The organism is Iamia sp. SCSIO 61187, from assembly GCF_019443745.1.
In the GTDB taxonomy this organism is placed as follows: domain Bacteria; phylum Actinomycetota; class Acidimicrobiia; order Acidimicrobiales; family Iamiaceae; genus Iamia.
On the sequence record NZ_CP050948.1, the window covers coordinates 310,211 to 327,228 of the forward strand.

At 75.7% G+C, this 17,018-nt stretch carries 16 protein-coding genes; 7 read left to right on the forward strand and 9 right to left on the reverse strand.

Translation table 11 applies throughout. The features are described from left to right. Positions 1-103: 103 nt before the first annotated feature. Positions 104-1,081, reverse strand: a complete 978-nt coding sequence (locus tag HC251_RS01465) for an LLM class F420-dependent oxidoreductase (protein WP_219943552.1) — start codon at positions 1,079-1,081, stop codon at positions 104-106. A gap of 80 nt (positions 1,082-1,161) precedes the next feature. Beyond that, on the reverse strand, positions 1,162-2,463 hold the full coding sequence (locus HC251_RS01470) for a triacylglycerol lipase (protein WP_219943553.1): 1,302 nt from the start codon (positions 2,461-2,463) through the stop codon (positions 1,162-1,164). Between the two features lie 199 nt (positions 2,464-2,662). On the opposite strand from HC251_RS01470, the gene HC251_RS01475 reads away from it, so the two are divergent. After that, the gene (locus tag HC251_RS01475; protein WP_219943554.1) at positions 2,663-5,479 is read left to right on the forward strand and encodes a PKD domain-containing protein; all 2,817 of its coding nucleotides are present in this window, start codon (positions 2,663-2,665) and stop codon (positions 5,477-5,479) included. Positions 5,480-5,585: 106 nt separating this feature from the next. Next, positions 5,586-6,026, forward strand: a complete 441-nt coding sequence (locus HC251_RS01480) for a PaaI family thioesterase (protein WP_219943555.1) — start codon at positions 5,586-5,588, stop codon at positions 6,024-6,026. 199 nt (positions 6,027-6,225) lie between these two features. Here the strand turns inward: HC251_RS01480 and HC251_RS01485 are convergent, their stop codons facing one another. Genes HC251_RS01485 through HC251_RS01495 form a run of 3 tightly spaced genes read right to left on the reverse strand, consistent with a single transcriptional unit; the run spans position 6,226 to position 7,479 of the window. Next, positions 6,226-6,627, reverse strand: a complete 402-nt coding sequence (locus HC251_RS01485) for a YjbQ family protein (protein WP_219943556.1) — start codon at positions 6,625-6,627, stop codon at positions 6,226-6,228. 10 nt (positions 6,628-6,637) lie between these two features. Next, the gene (locus tag HC251_RS01490; protein WP_219943557.1) at positions 6,638-7,039 is read right to left on the reverse strand and encodes a hypothetical protein; all 402 of its coding nucleotides are present in this window, start codon (positions 7,037-7,039) and stop codon (positions 6,638-6,640) included. Next, a complete protein-coding gene (locus tag HC251_RS01495) occupies positions 7,000-7,479 on the reverse strand; it encodes a Dps family protein (RefSeq protein WP_255566563.1) in 480 nt (159 codons plus the stop codon). Before HC251_RS01495 ends, HC251_RS01490 begins: the two co-directional genes overlap by 40 nt. Before the next feature lie 130 nt (positions 7,480-7,609). On the opposite strand from HC251_RS01495, the gene HC251_RS01500 reads away from it, so the two are divergent. From HC251_RS01500 to HC251_RS01520, 5 genes are all read left to right on the forward strand, one after another. Then, positions 7,610-8,065, forward strand: coding sequence for a nuclear transport factor 2 family protein (locus tag HC251_RS01500; protein ID WP_219943558.1), 456 nt, complete (start codon positions 7,610-7,612; stop codon positions 8,063-8,065). A 5-nt stretch (positions 8,066-8,070) separates the two neighbouring features. Further along, positions 8,071-9,084, forward strand: a complete 1,014-nt coding sequence (locus HC251_RS01505; protein ID WP_219943559.1) for an alcohol dehydrogenase catalytic domain-containing protein — start codon at positions 8,071-8,073, stop codon at positions 9,082-9,084. Continuing rightward, on the forward strand, positions 9,081-9,788 hold the full coding sequence (locus tag HC251_RS01510; protein ID WP_219943560.1) for a nitrilase-related carbon-nitrogen hydrolase: 708 nt from the start codon (positions 9,081-9,083) through the stop codon (positions 9,786-9,788). Before HC251_RS01505 ends, HC251_RS01510 begins: the two co-directional genes overlap by 4 nt. 95 nt (positions 9,789-9,883) lie before the next feature. Beyond that, positions 9,884-10,387: an MOSC domain-containing protein gene (locus tag HC251_RS01515; protein ID WP_370651327.1), complete on the forward strand. Its 504-nt coding sequence runs from the start codon at positions 9,884-9,886 to the stop codon at positions 10,385-10,387. A gap of 37 nt (positions 10,388-10,424) precedes the next feature. After that, positions 10,425-10,790 (forward strand): DUF2237 family protein, encoded by a 366-nt coding sequence (locus HC251_RS01520; RefSeq protein WP_219943562.1) that lies wholly within the window; start codon positions 10,425-10,427, stop codon positions 10,788-10,790. A gap of 119 nt (positions 10,791-10,909) precedes the next feature. Here the strand turns inward: HC251_RS01520 and HC251_RS01525 are convergent, their stop codons facing one another. The 4 genes from HC251_RS01525 to HC251_RS01540 all read right to left on the reverse strand — a co-directional run bounded on the left by HC251_RS01525 (position 10,910) and on the right by HC251_RS01540 (position 16,978). Then, positions 10,910-11,992, reverse strand: a complete 1,083-nt coding sequence (locus HC251_RS01525) for an S-adenosylmethionine:tRNA ribosyltransferase-isomerase (protein WP_219943563.1) — start codon at positions 11,990-11,992, stop codon at positions 10,910-10,912. A gap of 130 nt (positions 11,993-12,122) precedes the next feature. Next, complete coding sequence (locus tag HC251_RS01530) at positions 12,123-12,821, reverse strand: SDR family oxidoreductase (RefSeq protein WP_219943564.1); 699 nt, start codon at positions 12,819-12,821, stop codon at positions 12,123-12,125. Positions 12,822-12,902: 81 nt separating this feature from the next. Next, positions 12,903-14,117: an SWIM zinc finger family protein gene (locus HC251_RS01535; RefSeq protein ID WP_219943565.1), complete on the reverse strand. Its 1,215-nt coding sequence runs from the start codon at positions 14,115-14,117 to the stop codon at positions 12,903-12,905. Beyond that, positions 14,114-16,978 (reverse strand): DEAD/DEAH box helicase, encoded by a 2,865-nt coding sequence (locus tag HC251_RS01540; protein WP_219943566.1) that lies wholly within the window; start codon positions 16,976-16,978, stop codon positions 14,114-14,116. The genes HC251_RS01535 and HC251_RS01540 overlap by 4 nt, the downstream gene beginning before the upstream one ends. Positions 16,979-17,018: the final 40 nt, after the last annotated feature.

Genomic DNA, 17,018 nt, shown 5'->3' on the forward strand with positions numbered 1-17,018 from the left:
CATCCCCGGCGCGGCGCGGCGCGCCCCGGAGGGGTCGGCGCGCTCTCCGACACGGAGTGGGTCAGACCCACCCCGTGCCCGCCGGTGCCGCTGGAGCCGTGCTCTACGCGACGACCTTGCTCAGGGTCTGGCCGAGGAGCTCGACCCGGCCCTCGATGAACCCGTTGGCCGGGGCGGCGACGGTGAACCCGTCGATCCCGCGGTTCATGAGGTCCGAGAAGTGCTCGCCGATCTCGTCGGGGCTGCCGTGGGGGACCATGCCCCGCACGTTCTCCCGCTCCTCGTCGGACATCGACGTGACGTCGAGGCCCCGGGAGCCGAGGAAGGAGTCGAGGTCGGCGACGGCCTGGTCGTGGGTCTCGGCGATGCAGGCCATGCCCTGGTAGCTGACCGTGATCTCCGACCGGTCGCGGCCCAGCGTCTCGCAGTGACCGGCGAGGGCCTCGAGCTTGCGGGGGATCTCGTCGGGCCCGCAGATGAGGTTGGACTCGTCGGCGTACTGGGCCACGAGGCGCAGCGTCTTCTTCTCGCCCCCGCCGCCGATCATGATCGGGATCTTCCCGAGCGGTGCCGGCGAGTTGATGGCCTCGCTGACCTTGTACCACTTGCCGTCGAGGCTCGGCTTCTCGCCCTTCAGCATCCCGGTGATGATCTGGAGCGACTCCTCCAGCTTCTCGAACCGCTCGGTGAAGGTGAGGAACTCGAACCCGAGGGCGTCGTGCTCGAGCTCGAACCAGCCGGCGCCGATGCCGAGCTGGGCCCGGCCGCCGGAGACGACGTCGAGCGTGGTCACCGTCTTGGCCAGGAGCGCCGGGGCCCGGTACGTGTTCCCGGTGACGAGGGCCGACAGGCGCACCGTCGAGGTGTGCTGGGCCAGCGCGGAGAGCACCGAGTAGGCCTCGAGCATCTCCAGCTCCGGCGGGCCCAGCATGGGCAGCTGGTAGAAGTGGTCCATCACCAGCACGGTGTCGAAGCCCGAGGTGTCGGCCTCGCGGGCCTGACGGGCCACCACGTCGAACAGGTCGCCCGGGGCCGTGTCGGGATAGGTGAAGTTGGGGATCTGGTATCCGAGTCGCGTCACCGGGTGGACGGTAACGAGGATGTGCCGCGCTTCACACCGTGGAGCCCGCTCCAAGAGCGCGCTCGAAGACCGATGTCACATCAGCGGCGGGGACCCATCCAGGTGACGAGGTCGTCGGCGACGGCGGGGTGGTGGACGAGGCGGAGGTGGCCGACGCGGGAGTGGTGGCGCACGACGACGTTGGGGGCGTCGCGGGCGGCGCGGGCGGGGGCGGTGGCGCTGCGGGGGTGGACCAGGCCGTCGCCGACGAGCCAGGCGACGGGGTGTCGCCGCCCGGCGCCGAGCGAGGAGGCGACGAAGGCGTGGCGGGCGCGGGGCATGAGGGCGGCGAGGGTCACGATCTCGGCCTCGACGTCGGCCTCCTCGTCGGCGTCGTCACCGCCGCCCTCCCCGAGGGCGGCCGGCCGCCTGCCGCGGGTGAGGTCACGGATGCCGGCGCTGCGGAGGTCGAGGAACGACGCCAGGCCGCGGGTCTCGGGGAGGCGGCCGAAGGTGGAGGCGCCCCGGTGCGCCAGGCGCGCCAGCCACGATCCGGCGTGGGGCGTCCCCAGCGTCACGACGTGGCTCACGTGGTCGACCCACCCCGCCCCGGTGGCGAGGCCGCGGTGGCAGGCGGCCCCGGCGACGAGCCCGCCCATGGAGTGGCCGACGAGGGCGACCTCGGCCACCGGTCCCGGCCAGGCGGCGACGAGCCCCTCGATCAGCTCGGCCAGCTCCTCGGCGCTGGTGGTGACGGGGAGGCCGGTGTTGTAGCCGACCTCGAGCGGCGTCCACCCGACCTCGGCGAGGCGCTCGCCGTAGGTGGGCACGGCCTGCCCCTCGTCGTCGGTCGGCCACCAGCCCCACGACGCGGGGGTCTCGGCCAGGCCGTGCACGAACACCACGATGCGGTCGGTCGGTGCGTCGAGCGCACCGACGAGGGCCGCGGGCTCCGTCGGCAGGGGCTCGCCGTGGTGGCACACGGTCAGGCGCACGACCAGGTCGTCGGTGCGGCCGTCCATCCAGTCCCCGAGGAGCCCGCTGCCGAAGGCGAGGGCCTGGGCGCCCCGCGGGTGGGCGCTGATGGGACGGCGGTCGCGCCCCCCGCCGGCCGCGGCCACAACGGCTCCGGCGGCACCGCCGGCGAGGCGGGCCCCGCCCCGCACGGCGCCGTACGCCGCGCCGGTCGCGGCGTCGTGGACGACCCGCACCGGGGTCCCGACCGGACCGAGCCCGGCGACGACCCGGTGGACGATGCCCTCGTGGGTGTCCTGGATCGGGCCGACCAGGGTGTCGACGAGCGCGCCGACCAACCGGGCGGCGCCGGCGATCTCGTCGACCGCCGTCTCCGGGTCGGCGGGCGCAGCGGGGGCGGGCGCAGGGTCGGCGACGGCGGACGGCACCCCGCGAGCCTGCCACCCCGCCCGCCTCCGGCGCGCCGGACCCGTCCGGCGACGACGGAGCGTCGTGAGATCGGCGGGCACCCACAGATGGTGACCAACTACTCAGAGTCACGCCCTTGCCAAACTCACCACGGAGCGTGGTAGTGTGTGGGTGTCGCCGGGAACCCCAAGGCCTGGCGTCGACGATCGGGGAGACCACGTGACCACCAACCGCCGCACCCGCCGCACCCGGGCCGCTGCCGCCACCGCCACCGTGGTGGTGGCCACCATGCTCGGCGCCCTCGTCGTGGCGACCGGCCCGGCCGGCGGCGTCGCCCCCGTGGCCGCCGCCCACTCGACGCAGGTGAACGCCCTGCCGAACGAGGCCACCCCGCACGCCCTCGACGGCAGCGTGCGCACCGTCGCCGTCGTCGGCGACACCGTGTTCATGGGCGGCGACTTCACCCAGGCCGCCAACCCCGACCGCACCCCGGTCGCCCGCAGCTGGATCCTCGCCTTCGACAAGGCCACCGGCGTCGTCCGCTCCGGCTGGGCCCCGCAGCTCGACGGCACGGTCCACTCGATCGTCCCGGCCGAGGACGGCCAGTCGGTCTACGTGGCCGGCGCCTTCAAGACCGTCAACGGCGCCCGCCAGCCCAAGGTCGCCCGCCTCCGGGTCAGCGACGGCGGGCTGATGGACTTCAAGCCGGCCGTCGACGCCACCGTCTACACGCTCGCCCTGGTCGGGAACCGCCTCTGGATGGGCGGCGTGTTCAAGAACATCCAGGGCCGGTCCCTCCGCGTCGCCGCCGTCGACGCCCAGACGGCCGTCATCGACGACCGCATGAGCATCCCGTTCACCGGCACCCACCACGGCATCGGTGACGGGAAGATCTGGCGCATCGAGCCGTCGCCCGACGGCCGTCACGTCCTCGTCGGGGGCAGCTTCTCCGCCGTGGGCGGCCAGCCCCGAGGCCAGATCGCCAAGATCGACATCGCCGCCGACGGCACGCCGACCCTGTCGCCGTGGTCGACCACCCGCTACGCCCCGACCTGCGCCTCGTCGATCGCCGACTCGCTGCGCGACATCTCCTACAGCCCCGACGGCTCGTACTTCGTCATCGGGACCTCCGGCGGCCTCCCGTCCAACGACAACAGCACCCTGTGCGACACCACCGCCCGGTGGGAGGACACCGACACCCCGAACTCCCAGCCCACGTGGGTGAACCCGACCGGTGGCGACTCCGTCTACTCCGTCGAGGTCAGCGGCGCCGCCGTCTACGTCGGTGGCCACTTCCGCTGGTCGAACAACGTCAACGGCCGTGACCGGCTGATGCCGGGCGGCGTCGGGCGCGAGGGCATCGCCGCCCTCGACCCGGCCAACGGCGTGCCCCTCAGCTGGAACCCGGGCCGCGACCGAGGCCAGGCCGTGTGGCAGATGCTCTCCACGCCCGACGGCCTCTACGTCGCCAGCGACACCGACCGCATCGCCCGCTACCTCTACCGGGGCCGCATCGCCTTCTTCCCGGTGGCCGGCGGCGCCCCCGTGCCCCAGCCCGCCAACATGGTCCTGCCCGGCGCCTTCCACCAGTACGTGCCGAGCGGCCCGGCCCGCGTGATCTCCCGCTCCTACGACGGCACCACCGTCGGCAACCCGGAGACCGTGGCCACGCCGCCGTCGGACTTCTCCAACCTCACCGGTGCCTTCCGCGTCGACGGCACCCTCTACACCGCCCACAGCGACGGGACCCTCCGGGCCCGCAGCTACGACGGCACCACGTTCGGCCCGCCGACCACCATCAACCTCTACGGCCTGTCGGCCTTCGCCAGCGAGCTCTCGAACGTGCGGGGCATCACCTACTCGGCCGGGCGCCTCTACTACGGCCTGTCGGGCAGCACGAGCCTGTTCAGCCGGGGGTTCTCGGTCGAGAGCCGGATCGTCGCCGGTGCCCGGACCACCGTGGCCACCTCGTCGAGCACCACCCTGCACTACGGCAACGTCGGCTCGATGGTCGTGATCGGCGACCAGCTCTACTACTCCGACACCCGCAACACGACCCTCCGTCGGGGCACCTTCTCGCCGACCACCGGCATCGACCCGGCCACGATCACCACGGTCAGCCCGTCGGGCCCCGGCGGCATCGCCTGGTCGACGGGTGAGCTGTGGGGGGTCCAGGGCGCCATCCCCAACCAGGCCCCCACGGCCGCCTTCACCAGCACCTGCACCGGCATGAGCTGCGCCGTCGACGCCTCGGACTCCACCGACGGCGACGGGGAGATCGCCAGCGTCCAGTGGGACTTCGGCGACGGCGGCACGGCCACGGGGACCACCGCCGACCACCGCTACGCCGACGCCGGCACCTACACGATCACCGTCACCGTCACCGACGACGACGGCGCCGTGGGCAGCGCCACCCGCTCGGTCACCGTCACCGGCCCCCAGGTCGTCGGGACCTCCTCCAGCACCGGCAACCAGACGAAGACCGTCCACACGGTCACCGTCCCCGCCGGGGTCCAGCCCGGTGACCAGCTGGTCCTGTTCAACGCCTCCAACGCCACCGGCACCATGACGGCCAACGCCTCCGCCGGGTGGACCCGGGTCATCGACGCCAGCACCTCCGGCAGCCGCCACGGCGCCTTCGTCCGCACCGCCGTCGCCGGCGACGCCGGCTCGACCGTCTCGGTCACCTTCAGCGGCTACGCCAAGGCCGACCTCACCGTGGTCGCCTACCGGGGGGTCACCCTCGGCGCCACCGCCGGCCAGGCCGGCTACACGACGCCGGTCGTGGCGGCGACCCCCGGCGCCTGGGCCGTGTCCTACTGGGCCGACAAGTCGGCGACGACCACGGCCATCACCCCGCCCGCCGCGGTCACCATCCGCTTCGAGCGGACGGCCACCGGCGCCGGCCACCTCACCGAGACGCTCGGCGACGTCGTCGCCACCGGCACCACCGTCGGCGGCCTCACCGGCACGCCCGCCGGTGGCGCCCCCGTCGCCAACGCCGCGGCCATGACGCTGGTGCTCGTCCCCAGCTGATCGGTCCACGCTCCGGGGGGAGCACGAACCGGTGATCGGGTCTCCCGCTTGGGAGGGGGATCTGGTCACCGGTTCGTCGCGTCCGGGGCTCGGTACCCTCGGGCCGGTGACCGACGCCTCCACCACCGCCGTGCCCGAGGGCACCCCGCCCCTCAGCCCCTTCGGCGAGACGCTGGGCGAGTCCATCGTCTCGGTCGGCCCCGACGAGGTGGTCCTCCGCCTGCCGATCGAGCCCCACCTGCACCAGCCCTACGGCATCGTCCACGGCGGGGTGTGGTGCTCGATGGTCGAGACGGCGGCGAGCATGGGTGCGGCCGCCTGGCTCCGCACCCGGGGCGACGGCAACGTGGTGGGCGTCTCCAACCACACCGACTTCCTGCGGGCGGTGCGCGACGGCGAGGTCACGGCGACGGCGACACCGATCCACCGGGGCCGGCTCCAGCAGCTGTGGCTGGTCGAGATCCGCGACGAGACCGACCGGCTCTGCGCCCGGGGCCAGGTCCGGCTCCAGAACCTCGAGTCGGCCGAGGGCCTGGCCCGGAGCTGAACCACGGATGGTGCCAGGCACCTTCCGTGGCCTCGACTCGTCAGGCGGGCACGAAGCTGAGACGGACCATGCGCTGGGGGTTGTCGCCGCCGAGGGCCCGAGCGGCCCGGCGCCGACGGAGGAGGTGCCGAGAGCGGGAAGGACGGTGTCTCTGCTCTCCGATGGCGAAGCCGAGGAGATGGACACGAACGGCGACTCGTCAGGCGGGGACGAAGCTGAGACGGACCATGCGCTGGGGGTTGTCGCCGTTCGTGTCGACGAGGACGATGCTCTGCCAGGTGCCGAGGGCGGGCTCGCCGCCCAGCACGGGCACCGTCAGCGACGGGCTGATGATCGCCGGCAGCACGTGGTCGGCGCCGTGGCCGTGCGTGCCGTGGCGGTGCTGGTAACGGTCGTCGCGGGGGAGGATGTCCGCCAACGTGGTGGCCAGGTCGGCGTCGCTCCCGGCGCCCGTCTCGATGAGGGCCAGCCCGGCGGTGGCGTGGGGGGCGAAGACGTTCACCAGCCCGTCGCCCCGCCCGGCGCAGAACCGGGTCACCTCGACGGTGAGGTCGGTGACGACCCGGTCCCCGTTGTGCACGGGCAGCTCGACGGTCTCCACCGCGCCCAGGCTAGGACGCGGGTGCGGTCCGGGCCCGGGCGGCGGCGGCGAAGGCGCGCAGCACGGACCACCAGCCGTCGTCGCCGGTGATGAGGGCGCGGGTCGCGGGGTCGTGGGCGTCGAGGTGGCGGTGCTCGACGATGACCGTGGTGAGGTCGTCGTCGACCTCGGCGAAGCGGACGTCGATGGTCGCCCCCGGGGCCCAGGTGACGCGGATGTGCGCCTGCGGCTCCCACAGGGTCACGGTGGCCTCCACCTCCCGCAGGGGCGACGAGGCCGGCCACCAATCGGCCAGGCCGTCGGTGAAGAGCGCGAAGGAGGCCTCGATGCCCAACGGCACCGAGACCTCGACGCGCAGCAGGTCCGTGGCGGTCAGGCGCCCTGGTCCTGGATCATCGACCGCAGCATCCACGCCGTCTTCTCGTGGACCTCGAGGCGCTGGGTCAGCAGGTCGGCGGTGACCTGGTCGTTGGCCGCCTCGGCCGGGCCGAAGACGCCGCGGGCGGTGCGGGCGACCTGCTCGTGACCGGAGACGAGCTCCTTCACCATGTCCTCGGCGGCGGGCACGCCGTCGGCCTCGGGGATCGAGGACAGCTCGCCCAGCTGGGTGTAGCTGCCGGGGGCGTAGACGCCGAGGGCGCGGATGCGCTCGGCGATCAGGTCCACTGCGGTCCAGAGCTCGTTGTACTCCTCCTCGAACATGAGGTGGAGGGTGTTGAACATCGGACCGGTGACGTTCCAGTGGAAGTTGTGGGTCTTCAGGTACAGGGAGTAGGTGTCCGCCATCACCCTGCTCAGGCCCTCGGCGATCTCCTCGCGCTGGGCCTCGTCGATGCCGATGTCGATCTGCACGTCTTCCTTTCGTCGGGGCGACGGGACCGTCCCGCGCCTCCCTTGGTCCAACCCCGTCCGACGCGGCGATGTTCCTGCTCAGGGGCGGTGCCGGCCAGCGGACAGGTGTCCAAGATGGCAGCATGCGGCGATGTCCGACCCTGAACCGACGACCGTCGTGGCGGCCCTCTGGGACGCCGTCTACGCCCGCGACTGGGACCGCATCGCGTCCCACCTCGGCGACGAGGCGATCTACTACGACGTGCCCACCGGGCCGTCGACCGCGGCGGTCGGGCCCGAGGCCATCGTCGGCCGCCTGAAGCTGGGGATCGAGCCCCTGGTCCGCTACGAGCACCGGGAGGGCCGGGTCGCCAGCACGGGCGACGTGGTCATGGTCGAGCACGCCGAGACGTGGGGCTGGGAGACGGGCGAGGAGTGCACGCTGCCCTTCGCCACCGTGCACCGCGTCGAGGGCGACAAGGTCGTCCTGTGGAAGGACTACTGGAGCTACGACCACCTCCTGGACCACGCTCCCGAGTGGTGGAAGGAGCGCCTCTTCGGCGCCGACCTGTGGTGGCTCACCGACGTCACCGGGCGCGAGCTGTGAAGGCGGTGCAGGTCGCCGCCGGCGGCGGCATCGTCCTGGCCGAGGTGCCCGAGCCCGACCCCGGGCCGGGCCAGGTCCTGGTCGAGGTGGCGGGGGCCGGGCTGTGCCACTCCGACGTCGTCATCGCCGGCGCCCCCGACTTCTACGGCGGCGGCGGGTTCACCCTCGGCCACGAGACGGGTGGCCGCATCGCCGGGTGGGGCCCGGGGGTCACCGGGCTCGAGGTCGGCCAGCCCGTGGTGGCCCACGCCGAGTGGGGCTGCGGCCGGTGCTCGACGTGCCGGCGCGGCGACGAGCGGCTGTGCCCCGAGGTCGCTCCCGTCATGGGGGCGGGGCTGGGGGCCGACGGGGGCATGGCGCGCTACCTCCTGGTCCCCGCCGCCCGCTACGTCGTGCCCCTGGGTGACCTCGACCCCGTCGACGCCGGGCCGCTCGACGACGCCGCCCTCACCCCGTACCACGCCATCCGGACCGCGCACGCCGAGGTGGGCGTGGGCGGTGCGGTGGCGGTGGTGATCGGGGCCGGCGGGGTGGGCCACATGGCCATCCAGATCCTGAAGGCCGTCACACCGGCGACGGTAATCGTCGTCGAGCTCGACGAGGCCCGGCGCCGCTTCGCCCTCGACATCGGCGCCGACCTGGCCCTGCACCCCGACGACGACGTCGGCGGCCAGGTGCGCGGCCTCCGCCCGGAGGGGGCGTCGGCGGTCTTCGACCTCGTCGGCAACGACGCCACCCTCGCCCTGGCGGCGTCGATGGCCTCGACGCGGGGTCGGGTGATCCTGGTGGGGACGGCGCTGGGCTCGTTCTCGTTCAACCTGCTGTCGCTGCCGTGGGAGTGCCGGCTGCACACGACCTACGCCGGCGAGCCCCGCGAGCTGGAGGAGGTCGTGGCCCTGGCCGAGGCCGGGCGCATCACGGTCCACGCCACGCACGTCCCCCTCGAGGACGCCCCCGAGGCCATCGCCGCCCTCGACCGCGGCGACCACGGCGTCGGACGGACCATCGCCGTGCCGTGACCCGCGCCCCCCTGCCCCTCGCGGTGGCCCAGCCCCTCGTCGTGGCGGGCGACCTCGGTGCCACCGTGGCCGCCCACGCCGCCGCCGTGCGGCAGGCCGCCGCCCGCGTCGTCGCCTTCCCCGAGATGTCGCTCACCGGGTACGACCTCGACGCCGCCCCGGTCGCGGCCGACGACCCGGCGCTCGGGCCCCTCGTGGCCGCCTGCGCCGCGACCGGCGCCCTCGCCCTGGTCGGCGCGCCGGTGACGGACCCCGACGGGCGCGACTGCATCGGCGTGCTCGCCGTCGACGGCTCCGGCGCGACGGTCGTCTACCGCAAGGTCTGGGTCGACCCGTCCGAGGCCCGCTTCGCCCCGGGGCCGGGGCCGGTCGTGATCGAGGTCGACGGCTGGCGCCTGGGCCTGGCCGTCTGCCGCGACACCCGCTTCGCCGAGCACGACGCAGCCACCGCGGCCCTGGGCATGGACGCCTACGTCGCCGGCGTCGTGCACCACGCCCACGAGGGCGCCGTCACCGAGGAGCGGGCCCGGCGGGTCGCCGCCGACCGCGGCGTCTGGGCCGCCACCGCCAGCTTCGCCGGACCCACCGGCGGGGGGTTCACCGCCACCGCCGGCGGCTCGGGGATCTGGTCACCGGAGGGGGAGGCCGTGGCCCGGGCCGGACCCGACCCCGGCCAGGTCGTCCGGGCCGTCCTCACCCCCTGACGGGGGCTGCACGGATCGCCTCGGAGGCGGCGGCGTCATCTCGGGCAATCGGGTTCCGGGACGGACCGGCGCGTGGGTACCGTCGCCCGATGCCGATCGCGCCGCCCGAGGACTCGCCGCTGGGTCGGCTGCGGGCCACGTTCCCCCGCCCGGGGCGGGTCGACTGGATCGGCCTGCGCCCGGATCGTGGCGCCCCCGTCGAGGTCGTGGATCACGTCGAGGCCGAGGTCGGGTCCGGGCTGCGCGGCGACCGCTGGACGCCGCGCCGGGGCGGGCAGGGCACCCGCCAGGTGACGCTCGTGCAGGCCGAGCACCTCCCGGTCGTCGCCGCCCTGGTCGGGCGGGACGCCGTGGACCCGGCGCTCCTGCGGCGGAACCTGGTGGTCTCGGGCATCAACCTCACCGCCCTCGTCGGGGCGCAGATCCGGGTCGGGGCGACCGTGCTCGAGCTGACCGGGCCGTGCACGCCGTGCTCGAAGATGGAGGCCGCCCTCGGCCCCGGGGGCTACAACGCCCTGCGCGGCCACGGAGGCTGGAACGCCCGGGTCCTGCGGGGCGGGGCCATCGCCGTGGGCGACGAGGTCTGCCCGACGGCCTGATGGGGTCGCCCCCGACCCGGTGTGCTGGGGTGGGCGGATGGCCCGCAACGTGCTCGGCACGGACCTCCAGGACTGCAGTCGTGACCCCCTGACCGGCTTCTACCGCGACGGCTGCTGCAACACCGGGGGCGACGACGTCGGCGTCCACACCGTGTGCGCCCGGGTCACGGCCCAGTTCCTGGAGTTCTCGGCGTCGGTCGGCAACGACCTGTCGACCCCGAACCCGCAGCACGGCTTCGCCGGCCTCCGCCCCGGCGACCAGTGGTGCCTGTGCGCCCCCCGCTGGCAGGAGGCGCTCGAGGCCGGGGCCGCCCCGGCGGTGGTCCTCGAGGCCACCCACGTGGCGACCCTCGAGTGGGTCGACCTGGCCGACCTCCGGGCCCACGCCGTCGACCCCATCTGACGAACCTTGTCCGGAAGTCCCCCTCCTCGGCAGGGTTCCGGACAAGGTTGAAGGGCCGACGACGAACCTTGTCCGGAAGTCCCCCTCCTCGGCAGGGTTCCGGACAAGGTTGCGGGGGGTCAGCGGCGGAGGATGAGGTGGGCGTCGCCGAACTCGTGCCAGAGGTAGCCCTCGGCGATGGCGGCGGCGTAGGAGCGCTCGAGGAGCGGGCGCCCGCCGATGGCCTCCAGCATCAGCAGGTGCGACGCCTCGGGCTCGTGCCACCCGGTGACGATCCCATCGACGACCGCCACCCCGCGCTCCGGGGTGACGACGACGTCGGCCCAGCCGTCGAAGGGGCGGACCTCGCCGTCGGGGCCGACGGCGGACTCCAGGGCCCGCACGACGGTCGTCCCGACGGCGACGACCCGGCCGCCTGCGGCCCGGGTCACGTTGACGAGCCGGGCGGTCGCCGGGGGCACGACGGCCCGCTCGGGGAGGGGCAGCTCGTCGGCCTCCAGGGAGGCGACGCCGGTGTGGAGCAGCAGCGGGGCCACGGCGACGCCCTGGGCCACGAGCCGGGTGACGACCTCGGTGCTGATCGGCCGTCCCGCGCTCGGCATCTCGGCCGACCCCTCCTCGGTGACGTACACCGACTGGTAGGTCGACACCGGCCACGGCTGCCCGACGTAGGAGTACCGGATCGGCCGGCCGTGGGCCGTGATCCACTCCCGTTCGGCGCCCGGGGTCACCAGCGTGGCCACCCACAGCCTCCCGGCCGGGCCGACCGGCTCCTCCAGGCGGAGGGCGGCCCCGGCGGCGAGGGTGATCGTGGGGTCGGGCGGTGGCCCGGACCAGCGTTCGGTGGTGCCGGCGACGGGCCGCCGGGGCTCGACGATCCAGCGGCCGTCGTCGCGCCTGGTCGAGAGGTGGACCACGACGGGGCGGCCTCCGGGCCAGTCCTGCCCGCCGAGGGCGGCCGGCAGGGTGCCCGAGGTGTTGACCACGACCAGGTCACCGGGGTCGAGGAAGCGGGGCAGGAGCGAGAACGTCGAGTGGGTGACGTGGTCGTCGCCCCGGCGGGCGACCATCAGCCGGACGCCGTCGCGGGGGACGCCGCGGGCCTCGGGGGGTTCGTGGGCCTCCAGCTCGGGGGGCAGGCGGAACGCCAGCCGGGCGGGCCTCGGCGTCGGCGGCGCGCTCAGCACGTCGGTCTGCCTCATCGGTGCCCCCTCCCGCTGTGGCGACGGGTCGGGCGGGCCGCTGTCGTGCGGCCCCGATGAGGGCGGCCGGCTCCGCCAGCTCCGCCGGCAGGGAGACCTGCGGGGTGCGGGGTTCGCTCGCGGCGCTCGCTCACGACGGGACTCCGAGCAGGTCGGCGGCGCGGTACCGGCCGGAGGGCGGGCGGGTCTCGGCGAGGTGGCGGACGACGGGGGCGACCACCTCGGGGGCGGGCCGGTCGGAGATGTCCTCACCGGGGAAGGCGTCCTGGTGCATGCGGGTGCGCATGTCGCCGGGGTCGAGGCGGTACACGGCGAGGCCGGGCTCCTCGACCCCCAGGACGTGGGCCACCTGCTCGAGGGCGGCCTTGGACGCGCCGTAGGCGCCCCACCCCTCGTAGGCTTCGGCGGCGGCGTCGGAGGTGACGGCCACGACGACGCCGCCGGCGGTGCGGAGCGCGGGCAGCGCCGCCTGGACCAGCCCGACCGGGGCGACGACGTTCGTCCGCAGCGTGCGGTCGAGGTCAGGGAGCCGGAGGTCGGCCAGGCGGGGGAGGGGGTGGGGGCCGAGGGTGCCGGCGCTGGCGACCAGCAGGTCGAGGCGCGGGCCGGCGGCGGCGACCAGGGCCCGGCGGTGGGCGTCGTCGGCGACGTCGCCGGTGATGGCGGTGACGGTGGCGCCCGCGGCCCGCAGGTCCGTGGCTGCGGTGTCGAGGTCGGCGGCGGTGCGGGCGTCGACGACGAGGTCCCAGCCGGCGGCGGCCAGGTCCTGGGCCACGGCTCGCCCGAAGCCGGCGCTGGCCCCGGTGACGATGACGGTGGGGGTGGTCATGGTGCCTCCTGGTTCGGGGTCGCCGCCCAGGAGACATCATCAAGCTCACTTCAGGTCAAGGCATGTGCCGGGCGCCGACGGTCACACCAGGTCGTCGGGCGCCTCGGCCGGGGGCGCCGCCACCTCCCACCGCCCCCGGTGCTTCTCCATCCGCCACCACCGCCCGTCGGGGGCGTAGCGGAGCAGGATGCGCCCGGCCAGGATCCGGTCGTCGCGGACGAACAAGGTGACGCCCGGGCCGACGGCGTCGGCGACGAGCCGCCGCCCCTCGGCCATGGTGGCGACCGGCGGTCGCCACCCGGGCTGATCGAGGACGGCGAGCCCGGCGGCGCCGCCGTGGTGCCAGGCCCGGGCCCGGCGCTCCAGGTCGGCGGCGCTGACCCGGGCGGCCCGGACCAGGGCGCTGAAGCGGGGGACGTCGTCGAGCACCGTCGCCGCCCGGCGGGCCAGGTCGGCCCGACCGTCGAGGCCCAGGCCGCTCCGACCCTCGCCCCGGAGCTGGGCCCAGGCCCGCTCGGCCGCGTCGACGGCCAGGACGTCGAGCCCGGCGCCGGTGAACGGTGCTCCCGGCGGCGGGTCGCTGGGCCAGGGCGCCGGCCGTCCCGGCACCTCGGGCGGGGGAGGGAGCGACGGGCGGGGCCCCGGGACGGCCGCCCACGCCTGGCGCGCCGGGACGCCCGGGTCGGCGTCGTCGGGGGCGGCGCCGGCGTCGGGCCCCCCGCGAGCGGCGCCCCGGCGTCGGGCGCGCACGTCGGCCACGAGGCGGTCGCGCTCCCGGCCCCGCAGGGCGAACAGGGCGAAGGGGTCGGCGTCGAGGGCATCGGCCACCAGGTAGGCCACGGCGGCGGCGTGCTTGCACGGGTCGGCGTCGTCGGGGCACGAGCAGCGGGGGTCGAGGTCGCCCGGCCCGGGGAGCAGGTCGACGCCGGTGCCGCGGACGTCGGCGGCGACGGCCGGGTCGAGCTCCCCGTCGAGGAGGGCGGCGGCGTGACCGGCCCTGGCAGCGATGGCGTCGATCACGCCGTCCCACTCCTCGTCGGTGAACCGGCGGACGCCGAGCCGCACCCGGTACGGCACCGACCGGCTGCCCTCGACGAAGGCGGTGACCTCTCCGGCGCGCACCGCCAGGGCGCGGACCCGCTCCTGGCGGGCGTAGGTCCGGCCCCGGGGCAGGCGGTTGGGGTCGAGCTGGGCCCGGGTCTCGAGCGCCTCGATCCACGCCCGACCCCACCACGTGTGGCCGAACCTCCGGACCCCCCGCGCCCCCGGCCGGCCCGCGCCCTGCGGGGGCGTCACGGCTCGGCCAGGTCGACGAGCGAGCGCAGGGCGTCGTCGTCGAGCTCGGACACCCACCCCTCGCCCGAGGCCACCACCGCGTCGGCGAGCGACCGCTTGGTCGCCAGGAGCTCGGCGATGCGGTCCTCGACGGTGCCCTCGCACACCATCCGGTGGACGAGGACGGGCCGGTCCTGGCCGATGCGCCAGGCCCGGTCGCTGGCCTGGTCCTCGACCGCCGGGTTCCACCACCGGTCGTAGTGGACGACGTGGGTCGCCCGGGTGAGGGTGAGCCCGGTCCCGCCGGCCTTCACCGAGATGACCAGCACGTCGAGATCGCCGGCCTGGAAGGCGTCGACCATCTCCTGGCGGCGACCGACCGGCACCGACCCGTGGAGGAAGGCGACCCGGTGGCCCTGCCCGGCGAGGTGGCGCTCGAGGAGGGTGCCCATGGCGACGTACTGGGTGAACACGAGGGCGGCGTCGCCCTCGTCGACGACGGTGGCCAGCAGCTCGGTGGTGGCGTCGAGCTTGCCCGACCGCCCCGGGACCGGGCCGGGCTGGCCCAGGTACTGGGCCGGGTGGTTGCAGATCTGCTTGAGCCCGGTGAGGAGCTTGAGGACGAGGCCCCGGCGGGCCATGCCCGTGGCCGCCTCGACCTCGGCCATCGTGGTCGAGACGACGGCCCGGTAGAGGCTGGCCTGCTCGACGGTGAGCCCCACGACCTGGTCGATCTCGGTCTTGGGGGGCAGGTCGGGGGCGATGTCCGGGTCGGTCTTGCGGCGCCGCAGGAGGAACGGGCGCACGAGCCGGGACAGGGCCTCGGTGGCCTCGGGGTCGCGGCGCACCTCCACCGGGCCGGCCACCTCGCGGCGGAACCGGTCGAGCGAGCCGAGGAGCCCGGGCGTCGTCCAGTCGAGCAGGGCCCACAGGTCGACGAGGCGGTTCTCGACCGGGGTGCCGGTCAGGGCGAACCGGGCGCCGGCCGGGATGCGGCGCAGGGCCCGGGCCGTGCGGGAGACCGGGTTCTTGACCATCTGGGCCTCGTCGGCGGCCACGAGGCCCCAGCGCACCTCGGCCAGGACGTCGGCCTGCCGGCGCACGACCCCGTAGGTGGTGAGCACGATGGCGTCCTCGGGGAGCCCGTCGAGCGAGCGGGACGACCCGTGGAAGCGGCGGACCGGGACGTCGGGGGCGAAGCGGGCCGCCTCCCGCGCCCACGTCCCGAGCACCGAGACCGGGCAGACGACGAGCGTGGGGCGCGGCGCGCCGGTCGCCCGGCGGTGGAGGTGGAGGGCCAGCAGCTGCACCGTCTTGCCCAGGCCCATGTCGTCGGCCAGGACCCCGCCCAGCCCGAGCTCGGCCATCTCCGCCATCCAGGCCACCCCGCTCGCCTGGTAGGGGCGCAGCTCGGCCCGGAGGCCCTCGGGGGTGATCGCCCCCGGGCCGTCGCGCCCGGTGGCGCGCAGGCGCTCGGCCAGGGTGGCCAGGCCGCCCTCGACCGCCACCTCCGTGCCGAGGGACTCGCCGTCGACGACGAGGGGGCCGCCGAGGGCGGCGGCGAGGGCGACCCCGGCGGGGAGGTCGGCCCGGCTGCGGAGGCGGGCCAGGCGGTCGGGGTCGGCGCGGACCCACCGCCCCCGCAGGCGGACGACGCCCTCCTTGACCTGCGCCAGCTGGTCGAGCTCGGCGTCGGTGAGCTCCTCGCCCCCGACCGTGGCCCGCCAGCGCAGCGTGCAGAGGGTGTCGAGGCGGAGACCGGCGGCGCTGTCGGCCCCCACGACGTCGCTGGCCACCGTGGGCCGGGTCTCGAGGGTCGCCATCACGTCGCGGGGCCACAGCACCTCGATGCCGGCCCCGGCCAGGGCGTCGGCCACGGGGCCGAGGAGCTCGCCGACCTCGACGCCGTCGAGGGCCAGACGGTCGGGGCGGGCCTGGTCGAGCAGGCGGCCGAGGGGCGACCACACCCGGCTGCCGCGCCGCAGGGCCAGCAGGACCGCCGTCTCGGCGTCGGCGCCGACGCGGGCGGCGATCGTCTCGGGTGCGACCCACAGGTCGGCGGCGTCGAGCACCAGGCTGGGGTCGGCCCGGCTGGCGACCTGGAGCACCCCGACGAACCCCGGCCCGTCGTCGGCGTCGTCGCCTCCGGTCCCGTCACCCCGGGAGGGGTCCCCTCGATCGTCGCCCGGTGGGGCCTCCTCGAGGCGCAGCGAGACCGCCACCGCCGCCGTCGCCCCCCGGCTCGTCGTGCCCAGCCACTCGAGCTGGCCCGCGACCGCGGTCGGCGGGCCGGCGGCGAAGGCGGTGTGCCCGGCGGCGACGGCGGCCGCCGCGGTGCGCACGTAGGCGTCGGCCACGGCGTCGCCGAAGCGGTCGAGCAGCCACTGGGCCGAGGTGATCCGCACCGGGCGGGCGTCGTCGTGGGCCCGGGCGTGGGCCGCCGGCGGCAGGGCGGCGGCGGCGATGAAGCGGCGGGCGGCGTCGGCCGGGTCGAGCGGGCCGAGGCGCCAGGTGTCGTGGCCGGCGTCGTCGCAGGCGGGCACGATGCGGCCCCGCGCCACCAGGCCGAGGGCGTCGCGGGTCGCGTCGGCCCAGGCGTGGACCGAGGGGCCGCAGGCGGCCGAGGCGGGCAGGTCGGCGAGGACGTCGACGGCCTCGCTGATCGGGACCCACGTCACCGGGACGGCCCGGCGCCGCACCGTCGAGCCCGCCGGCAGGGCCAGGGTCAGCGTGTCGGCGCCCTCGCGGGCCGGCGGGCTCGACCCGGTTGCCGGCCGCGCCTCGCCGGGCGGGCGCCACACGGCCAGGCGGCCGGTCCGGGCCGGCGAGCCGGGCACGAAGACGGCCTCGACGCCGGGCTCGAGGAGGGCGGACGAGGTCATCGCCTCGACCCTACGAGGGCGGCGCGACAGCGAGACCGGC

Coding starts and splice junctions, on each gene's coding strand:
- HC251_RS01525 (WP_219943563.1), bottom strand. CDS start 11,992: ATGAGGCAGACCGACGTGCTGAGCGCGCCGCCGACGCCGAGGCCCGCC.
- HC251_RS01540 (WP_219943566.1), bottom strand. CDS start 16,978: ATGACCTCGTCCGCCCTCCTCGAGCCCGGCGTCGAGGCCGTCTTCGTG.
- HC251_RS01500 (WP_219943558.1), top strand. CDS start 7,610: ATGTCCGACCCTGAACCGACGACCGTCGTGGCGGCCCTCTGGGACGCC.
- HC251_RS01520 (WP_219943562.1), top strand. CDS start 10,425: ATGGCCCGCAACGTGCTCGGCACGGACCTCCAGGACTGCAGTCGTGAC.
- HC251_RS01530 (WP_219943564.1), bottom strand. CDS start 12,821: ATGACCACCCCCACCGTCATCGTCACCGGGGCCAGCGCCGGCTTCGGG.